Below are 9,259 nucleotides of genomic sequence, written 5' to 3' on the forward strand. Positions count from 1 at the left end.
GTCAGACTAACGCAGGCACATGACGCGCGGATATACGAAAAATCCGCGTGTCGCGTAGGCCCTAGAAACGTCGTAAATCGATTGTCATCGGTAGCTCGTCACTGATTTCCACATTCGGTATAGGAAGTTTCCCCGGCGTGTGTCCGACGCGGAAGAAACGCGCCATGCGCCGGCTCTCGGCTTCGTTGGCATTGACCGGCAGCGTCTCGTAATTGCGCCCGCCCGGATGCGCGACATGGTATTGGCAGCCGCCCAGCGAACGGCCCATCCAGGTGTCGAGCACATCGAACACCAGCGGCGCGTGCACGGGTATTGTCGGTTGAAGACAGTTGGCCGGCTGCCAGGCGCGGTAGCGCACCCCGGCAACGAATTCGCCAACGCGCCCGGTCGGGTGCAACGGCACGGCGATGCCGTTACACGTCAGCAAATAGCGCTGCGGTGGCAGGCCTTTGATCTTGACCTGCAAGCGCTCCAGCGAAGAGTCGACGTAACGCACCGTGCCACCCGCCGCACCCTCCTCGCCCAACACATGCCACGGTTCCAGCGCCTGACGCAGTTCCAGTTCGATACCGTTGACGGCGTAATCGCCAACCTTGGGAAAACGAAACTCCAGATGCGCGGCGAACCATTCCGCCCTTAGCGGATAACCGGCGCTGTTCAGTTCGACGATGACGTCGGCGAAGTCCTGCTCGATAAAGTGTGGCAGCAGAAAACGGTCATGCAGCTCGGTGCCCCAGCGCGCCAGTTTCGGCGGCGCATAAGGTTCGCGCCAGAAGCGTGCGACCAATGCTCGCAGCAGCAACTGCTGAGCGAGGCTCATGCGGGCGTGCGGCGGCATTTCGAACGCGCGCAGTTCCAGCAGGCCAAGACGCCCGGTGGCGCCGTCCGGTGAATACAGTTTGTCGATGCAGAATTCGGCACGATGAGTATTGCCGGTAACGTCGATGAGCAAGTTACGCAGCAGTCGATCGACCAGCCACGGCGCGCATTCTTCGCCCGGTTCGGGCATCTGCGCGAAAGCGATTTCCAGTTCGTACAAGGCATCGTTGCGCGCTTCATCGACGCGCGGCGCCTGCGACGTCGGGCCGATGAACAATCCGGAAAACAGATACGACAACGACGGATGGTTGTGCCAGTAACTGATCAGGCTGCGCAGCAGATCCGGACGGCGCAGGAACGGTGAATCCGCCGGCGTCGCCCCTCCGAGGACAAAGTGGTTACCGCCGCCGGTGCCAGTATGGCGACCATCGATCATGAATTTTTCGCTGGTCAGGCGGGTTTGCCGTGCCTCTTCATAGAGAAATTCAGTGCGTTCGACCAATTCGTCCCACGTCGCCGACGGCTGCACGTTAACCTCAATCACGCCCGGATCCGGGGTGATGCGGAAGTTGCTCAGGCGCTGATCGCTTGGCGGCTCGTAGCCTTCGAGCAATACCGGGCAATGCAATTCTTCGGCAGTGGCCTCGATCGCCGCGACCAGTTGCAGATAATCCTCGACCTGCTCCAGCGGCGGCATGAACAGATACAACCGCCCTTCGCGGGCTTCGGCGCAAAACGCGGTGCGAGTCAGCCAGTCGGCAGATTCGTCGATCTTCGGCGCACGGTCGTCAGCCGTCGCCGGTTCGCCGTGACGGTTGAGCTGTGCGGTTTGCGGCAGCTCGGAAAAATCCTGATTGGGATCCCGGGGATGAATAAACGGATACTCGGCGGCCTTCACCCACGGCTGCGAACCGAGCGGCAGGCGATAACCCAGCGGTGAATCACCCGGCACCAGACGGCAGTGCTCGTCACGCAGATACCAGCGCCCGCTCTGCCATTGATCACCCTTGGCGGTACGCGCCAGCGGCAATACCTGGCCGATTACTTTGTTCAGGCCCTGGCTGAAAACTTTGCGCAAGCGCGCACGCTCCAGAGGTTCCTCAAGACGCGAATCTTCGGCGCTGACGTTGCTCGGCAACGTGCCCTCACGCCAGAGGTAATAGAAATTGTCTTCGTAGGCCGGGAACACAAAGCGCACAGGCAATTTCAGGCGTTCGGCGACACTGGCGAGAAAACGCCCGGCCAGTTCACCATTCGCACCGTAATCCTGCTGTTCGTCGGCGATCAGGGCATCGTTGTGCCAGATCGGCACGCCATCACGACGCCAATAGCAATTGAGCGACCAGCGTGGCAGTTGCTCACCGGGATACCATTTGCCCTGCCCAAAATGCACCAGGCCCTTCGGCGCGTAGTGCTTGCGCATGCGCTGGAACAGTTCGGCAGAGAGCCGACGTTTATCGTCACCCAATGCAGCGGTGTTCCACTCGGCACTGTCCGGGTCATCGATGGACACGAAGGTTGGCTCGCCGCCCATGGTCAGGCGCACATCGCCCTCCAGCAGGTCGGCATCGATCTGCCGACCCAATGCCTGAATCGCCAGCCATTGCTCATCGGTGTAGGGCTTGGTGACGCGTGGCGCCTCCCAGATCCGTTCCACCGACATTTCGTGGCTGAACACACACTCGCACGGTTCGACCAATCCACTGATCGGCGCCGCCGACGACGGATCGGGACTACAGGCCAACGGGATATGCCCTTCACCGGCGAACAGCCCGGAAGTCGCATCGAGACCGATCCAGCCAGCGCCCGGCAGATACACCTCGCACCAGGCATGCAGGTCGGTGAAGTCGACTTCAGTGCCGGACGGACCGTCGAGGCTTTTCACGTCGGCCGTCAGTTGAATCAGGTAGCCGGAAACAAATCGCGCGGCCAGGCCGAGGTTGCGCAGCAACTGCACCAGCAACCACGCCGAATCGCGGCAGGAACCAGAGGCGTGTTCGAGGGTGTGTTCCGGCGTCTGCACGCCCGGTTCCATGCGGATCAGGTAGCCGATGTCTTCGCTCAGGCGCTGGTTGAGTGCGACGAGGAAGTCCACCGCTGGCAGCGGCGTGCGGTCGATGGCGTCCAGATAGGCTTTGAATTTCGGCGTCAGTGGCAGGGTTTCGAGGTACGGCGCCAGTTCCTTGCGTTCATCGCCGGCGTAGGCGAAGGGGATTTTCTCGGCGTAGGGTTCGAGGAAGAAATCGAACGGATTGAACACGGCCATTTCGGCGAGCAGATCGACTTCAATGCGCAGCTCAGTGGTTTTCTCGGGGAATACCAGTCGCGCGAGGTAGTTACCCTGCGGGTCTTGCTGCCAGTTGATGAAATGCTGCTCGGGCGAGACTTTCAGCGCATACGACAGAATCCGCGTGCGGCTGTGGGCGGCCGGGCGCAGGCGAACGATCTGCGGGCCGAGTTCGACAGCATGGTCGTAGCGGTAATGCGTGACGTGATGCAATGCGACATGAATCGACACGGCGTGCCTCCTGCGAGCCTAAGCGTATTCGAAAGCGCGCAAGACTTATGCCATGCACAGGATTGGGCGCTTTCCCGGAATGCTTAAGGCAGTACAGCACCAAAATCGGGCGATGCGGGGAAATGGTTTGGGCTCATTGCACGTAAATGTTGCGAGAGCCCCCCTCACCCTAACCCTCTTCCGGAGGGAGAGGGGACTGACCGCGCTGGATGTTGGAGATACGCCGACTTGAAAGTCTTGAGTCGAACTCAGATTTTGAAAGGCACAGAGTTCTGCTCCCTTCCCCCTCGCCCCCTTGGGGGCGGTCCGACGTTTCGGGAGGGCTGGGGTGAGGGGGATGGATCTTGCGGCCTGCATAAATCCAACGGCAGAAATGCAAAACGCCAACCCAAAGGTTGGCGTTCTGTTCAGCTAAAAAGCAACTTAGCGCGGTACGACCGGCTTGCGGGTCGGCTTCGGCCCTTTGCCTTTCGCCGCGTCCTTACGTTCCTTGGCCGCCTGCTGGTTGCGGGCAAACGCCGCAGCCTTGGCCTGCTCACGCTTGTCCCACGGATTACCGCCATCACTGGCACGTGGCGGCAAGCCAGTGTGCTGAGTGAGGATCTTGGTGGTCTTCTCTTTGCCTTCCTTCGCCACTTTATGGCTGCCGGCTGGCGTCGAGTTCTTGCGACGGGCGCTCTGGTAGCTGTCGGTGGTCGGCTGGTGAGTCGGGATCAACTGATCCTTGCCCGAACCGATCAGGTCAGCGCGGCCCATGCGAGTCAGCGCTTCACGCAGCATCGGCCAGCCTTTCGGGTCGTGATAACGCAAGAACGCCTTGTGCAGACGACGCTGCTCTTCGCTCTTGACGATGGTCACGGCGTCACTCTTGTAAGTGACTTTGCGCAGCGGGTTCTTGCCCGAGTGGTACATCGCGGTGGCGGTGGCCATCGGCGACGGGTAGAACGCCTGCACCTGGTCAGCGCGGAAGCCATTGCCCTTGAGCCACAGGGCGAGGTTCATCATGTCTTCGTCGGTGGTGCCCGGGTGAGCGGCGATGAAGTACGGAATCAGGTACTGCTCTTTGCCCGCTTCCTTGGTGTACTTCTCGAACATGCGCTTGAACTTGTCATAGCTGCCAATGCCCGGCTTCATCATCTGGTTGAGCGGACCTTCCTCGGTGTGTTCCGGGGCGATCTTCAGGTAACCACCGACGTGGTGGGTCACCAGCTCTTTGACGTACTCCGGCGACTCGACCGCGAGGTCGTAGCGCAGGCCGGAGGCGATCAGGATCTTCTTCACACCCGGCAAGGCACGGGCGCTGCGGTACAGCTGAATCAACGACGAATGGTCGGTGTTCAGGTTCGGGCAGATGCCCGGGAACACGCAGGATGGCTTGCGGCACGCCGATTCGATTTCCGGCGTCTTGCAGGCGATGCGGTACATGTTCGCGGTCGGGCCGCCGAGGTCGGAGATGACGCCGGTGAAGCCTGGCACCTTGTCGCGGATCTCTTCGATTTCGCGAATGATCGACTCTTCGGAACGGTTCTGGATGATCCGGCCTTCGTGCTCGGTGATCGAGCAGAAGGTGCAGCCACCGAAGCAGCCACGCATGATGTTCACCGAGAAACGGATCATGTCGTAGGCCGGGATCTTCTCCTTACCGTACGCCGGGTGCGGAACACGTGCGTAAGGCATGCCGAACACGTAGTCCATTTCTTCAGTGGTCATCGGAATCGGCGGCGGATTGAACCAGACGTCGACTTCGCCATGCTTCTGCACCAGCGCACGGGCGTTGCCCGGGTTGGTTTCCAGGTGCAGCACACGGTTGGCGTGGGCATACAGAACAGCATCGCCACGGACCTTTTCAACCGATGGCAGACGAATCACGGTCTTGTCACGGGTCATGCGCGGGCTGGCCAGGATCTGCACGACCTTGGCTTCCTGCGGATCTTCAACCGGACCTTTTTCCTGCTCGATGGCGCAGGCCTGGGTGTCCTGGGTATTCACGTACGGGTTGATGATCTTGTCGACCTTGCCCGGACGATCGATCCGCGTCGAGTCGACTTCGTACCAGTCTTTCGGCGTATCGCGACGAATGAACGCGGTGCCGCGCACGTCAGTGATGTCTTCGATCTTGTGACCGTAGGACAGACGCTGCGCGACTTCGACAATCGCGCGCTCGGCGTTGCCGTACAGCAGAATGTCGGCGCAGGCGTCGATCAGGATCGAGTTACGCACACGATCCTGCCAATAGTCGTAGTGCGCGATGCGACGCAGGGAAGCTTCAATGCCGCCGAGGACGATCGGCACGTTTTTGTAAGCCTCTTTGCAGCGCTGGCTGTAAACCAGGCTTGCACGATCCGGACGTTTGCCGGCCATACCACCTGGCGTGTAGGCGTCGTCAGAACGGATCTTTTTGTCGGCGGTGTAGCGGTTGATCATCGAGTCCATGTTGCCGGCCGCGACGCCGAAGAACAGGTTCGGCTCGCCGAGCTTCATGAAGTCGTCTTTCGACTGCCAGTTTGGCTGGGCGATGATCCCGACGCGAAAGCCTTGCGACTCCAGCAGCCGGCCGATGATCGCCATGCCGAACGACGGGTGATCGACGTAGGCATCACCGGTGACGATGATGATGTCGCAGGAATCCCAGCCAAGCTGATCCATCTCCTCCCTGCTCATCGGCAGGAATGGCGCTGGCCCGAAACATTCGGCCCAGTACTTTGGATAGTCAAATAACGGCTTGGCTGCTTGCATGTCGATAACCGGTGTTGGCTTTCATTGAATTTCGCGGGCGCGGAATATAGCACAAATTTTGACCAATTCCGACGGCTGTGGTCGGAAATTGTGCCGACCCCATTCGCGAGCAGGCTCGCTCCCACATTTGAACGCATTCCAAATGTGGGAGCGAGCCTGCTCGCGAAGAGGCCAGATCAGGCGACGACGATTACTCGTCGTCGTCGAAGTTGTAGCTGCCCGGCGCAAGGTTTTCGAAGCGCGTGTACTTGCCGATAAACGCCAGGCGGATAAAGCCGATCGGCCCGTTCCGCTGCTTGCCGATGATGATCTCGGCGATGCCTTTGTGCTCGGTTTCCGGGTGATACACCTCGTCCCGGTACACGAACATGATGACGTCAGCATCCTGCTCGATCGCTCCGGATTCCCGGAGGTCGGAGTTGATTGGCCGCTTGTTCGGTCGTTGCTCGAGGGAACGGTTGAGCTGGGACAGCGCCACCACCGGGCAGTTGAATTCCTTGGCCAGGGCTTTCAGGGAACGCGAGATTTCGGAAATCTCATTGGTCCGGTTGTCGCCGCCGGATCCTGGAATCTGCATCAACTGCAGGTAGTCGATCATGATCAGGCCGATGTCACCATGCTCACGCGCCAGGCGTCGGGTACGCGCACGCATTTCCGACGGGCTGATGCCTGCGGTGTCGTCGATGAACAGCTTGCGGTCATTGAGCAGGTTGACCGCCGAGGTCAGGCGCGGCCAGTCGTCGTCTTCCAGTTGGCCGGAACGCACTTTGGTCTGGTCGATGCGACCCAGCGAGGAGAGCATACGCATGATCAGCGATTCACCTGGCATTTCGAGGGAATACACCAGCACTGCTTTGTCACTGCGCAGTACGGCGTTTTCCACCAGGTTCATGGCGAAGGTGGTTTTACCCATCGAAGGACGACCGGCGACGATGATCAGGTCGGCTGGTTGCAGGCCGCTGGTTTTCTCGTCGAGGTCGGTGTAACCGGTGGACAGACCAGTGATGGCGTTGTCGGTGTTGAACAAGGTGTCGATGCGGTCGATGGCCTTGGTCAGCAACTCATTCACACCCACCGGGCCGCCGGTTTTCGGGCGGGCCTCGGCAATTGCGAAGATCTGCCGCTCGGCTTCGTCGAGGATTTCCTCGGCGGTGCGACCTTCCGGGTTGAAGGCGCTGTCGGCGATCTCGGTGCTGATGCCGATCAGTTGGCGCAACGTCGCACGCTGGCGGACGATCTGCGCATAGGCCTTGATGTTGGCGACAGACGGCGTGTTTTTCGCCAGTTCGCCAAGGTATCCGAGACCGCCGACTTGCGAGGTCTGACCTTCCTTGTCCAATTGCTCGGAAAGGGTCACGACGTCGATCGGAGAGTTCTGATCGGCCAGTTTGGCGATCGCACGGAAGATCAGGCGGTGGTCATGTCGATAGAAATCGCCGTCGGAGACTTGATCAAGCACGCGTTCCCAGGCGTTGTTGTCCAGCATCAGACCACCGAGCACAGCCTGTTCGGCCTCGATGGAATGCGGCGGCACCTTCAGGGCAGCGGTTTGCAGATCGTATTGCTCGGGAGCGGAGATATCGTTCATGGCCACTTGTGTTGTTTGGAAAAACGGGGAATTCAGAAAGACAAAGGGCACGACCTGTAAACAGGATCGTGCCCGATGTTAACCGTCTGACGGGCAAGCCGCCAGCCGATCAGGTGTTGCTTAAGCTGCTACCACGACAACGCGTACGGTGGCTTCAACTTCGGCGTGCAGGTGCACAGCCACGTCGAATTCACCCACGTTGCGGATGGTGCCGTTCGGCAGACGAACTTCGCTTTTCGCAACTTCAACGCCGGAGGCGGTCAGTGCGTCAGCGATGTCGTGAGTACCGATCGAACCGAACAGCTTGCCTTCGTCGCCAGCGGTGGCAGTGATGGTCACTTCCAGCTCGGCCAGTTGGGCAGCACGGCTTTCAGCCGATGCTTTACGGTCTGCAGCAGCTTTTTCCAGCTCGGCACGACGCTCTTCGAACGCAGCGATGTTCGCTGGGGTCGCGGCGGTAGCTTTGCCGTAAGGCAGCAGGTAGTTACGACCGTAACCGGCCTTAACGTTCACTTTGTCACCCAGGTTGCCCAGGTTGGTGACTTTTTCCAGAAGGATCAGTTGCATGTGAAAATCCTCTTAACTTTTAACCTTCACCGTTCGCGCTATCGGTGTCTTTCGACACATGACGACCGCGAAAATCAATCAGGCTGTCGACAATGGCCAGGACCACGAGCAACGGATAGATCAGCTGCATGAACAGCAACAACGTGACGTACAACCCCACCAGCCAGAAACCGGCCAGTCGCTTCTGCCCGACCAGCCCGTGAATCAGGGCAAGTCCGGCGAACACCAGCGGTACACTGCACAACGGCGTCAACATGGCCATCTGTGCACCGAGATTCGGGCCCAGAAGCATCAACGCCAGCAGTAACATCGCCGGCCCCAGCGGGATCCGGATGGCGCGAAACTCGCGACCAAAACCACCCGGGTTGTACAACAACGCCTGCCAATGACGCCCGACAATCAGGCTCAGCACGCTGACGATCTGCAACAAAGCCGCAATCAGTCCGGTCAGGACCGGTGCAATCAGGGACGCGAAACGCGCTTGCTCTTCGACCGACAATTGCTTGTAGGTCTCACCGAGAAGCGCCGGCATGACCTTTATAAGGGCCTGCGAGAGCATCTCGATCTGGGCTGCAAACGCTGCCCCGAGCACCACCGAAAACACCACTCCAATCACTACGCTGACCAGCAGCGTACGAACCCAGGACTCACTTGCGCGCAAAACCAACGCAAGCCCCGAAGACCCCAGCAGCACCAGAAGTGCCCGTGGGTCATCGGCGTATAGCCACCAGATCAACGCTGGCAGCAGCCCCAGAGACAGAACACCCAGGGCGTCCGTCAGTCCGCGCCGCAGCAGCACAAGGCTTGCGGCGGCAGCACCCAACCAATACAACAACGGCAATGTTGCACATCCGGCCACCACGAGAGCGGCCTGCATACGGCCTCGCATGATGAACTCAGCTAAGGCACGCATGCATTCAATCCTTTGCTACTTGTCGACTGCCCGGTCTCAGCGGCCGTGGCTGTCTGTGGAGGGCAGCGGGGCCGGGGGGGGGGGGCGCGGGGGGCGGGGGGCGAGCTGAGTCTGCGCC

General features: G+C 60.1%; 5 protein-coding genes. All 5 read right to left on the reverse strand.

The genetic code is table 11. From position 1 onward, the window contains the following. Window positions 1-61: 61 nt before the first annotated feature. The 5 genes from ACIPZE_RS19060 to ACIPZE_RS19080 all read right to left on the reverse strand — a co-directional run bounded on the left by ACIPZE_RS19060 (window position 62) and on the right by ACIPZE_RS19080 (window position 9,141). Entirely contained in the window at window positions 62-3,337 is a 3,276-nt protein-coding gene (locus ACIPZE_RS19060; RefSeq protein ID WP_400774577.1) for a DUF2126 domain-containing protein, read from the reverse strand. A 423-nt stretch (window positions 3,338-3,760) separates the two neighbouring features. After that, window positions 3,761-6,073 (reverse strand): YgiQ family radical SAM protein, encoded by a 2,313-nt coding sequence (locus tag ACIPZE_RS19065; protein ID WP_129388324.1) that lies wholly within the window; start codon window positions 6,071-6,073, stop codon window positions 3,761-3,763. Window positions 6,074-6,263: 190 nt separating this feature from the next. Next, window positions 6,264-7,661 carry a replicative DNA helicase gene (dnaB, locus tag ACIPZE_RS19070; RefSeq protein WP_400774580.1) on the reverse strand — a complete coding sequence of 466 codons (1,398 nt, stop codon included), beginning with the start codon at window positions 7,659-7,661 and terminating at the stop codon, window positions 6,264-6,266. A 120-nt stretch (window positions 7,662-7,781) separates the two neighbouring features. Beyond that, the gene (gene rplI / locus ACIPZE_RS19075) at window positions 7,782-8,228 is read right to left on the reverse strand and encodes a 50S ribosomal protein L9 (protein WP_008078307.1); all 447 of its coding nucleotides are present in this window, start codon (window positions 8,226-8,228) and stop codon (window positions 7,782-7,784) included. A 19-nt stretch (window positions 8,229-8,247) separates the two neighbouring features. After that, the gene (locus tag ACIPZE_RS19080; protein WP_400774582.1) at window positions 8,248-9,141 is read right to left on the reverse strand and encodes a hypothetical protein; all 894 of its coding nucleotides are present in this window, start codon (window positions 9,139-9,141) and stop codon (window positions 8,248-8,250) included. Window positions 9,142-9,259: the final 118 nt, after the last annotated feature.

This window comes from Pseudomonas sp. NPDC089741, assembly GCF_044748825.1.
GTDB classification, from domain to species: Bacteria; Pseudomonadota; Gammaproteobacteria; order Pseudomonadales; family Pseudomonadaceae; genus Aquipseudomonas; species Aquipseudomonas helmanticensis.

Excerpts from the sequence above, each read along its gene's own strand:
- dnaB (WP_400774580.1), bottom strand. The coding sequence starts at position 7,661 with ATGAACGATATCTCCGCTCCCGAGCAATACGATCTGCAAACCGCTGCC.
- ACIPZE_RS19065 (WP_129388324.1), bottom strand. The coding sequence starts at position 6,073 with ATGCAAGCAGCCAAGCCGTTATTTGACTATCCAAAGTACTGGGCCGAA.
- rplI (WP_008078307.1), bottom strand. The coding sequence starts at position 8,228 with ATGCAACTGATCCTTCTGGAAAAAGTCACCAACCTGGGCAACCTGGGT.
- ACIPZE_RS19080 (WP_400774582.1), bottom strand. The coding sequence starts at position 9,141 with ATGCGTGCCTTAGCTGAGTTCATCATGCGAGGCCGTATGCAGGCCGCT.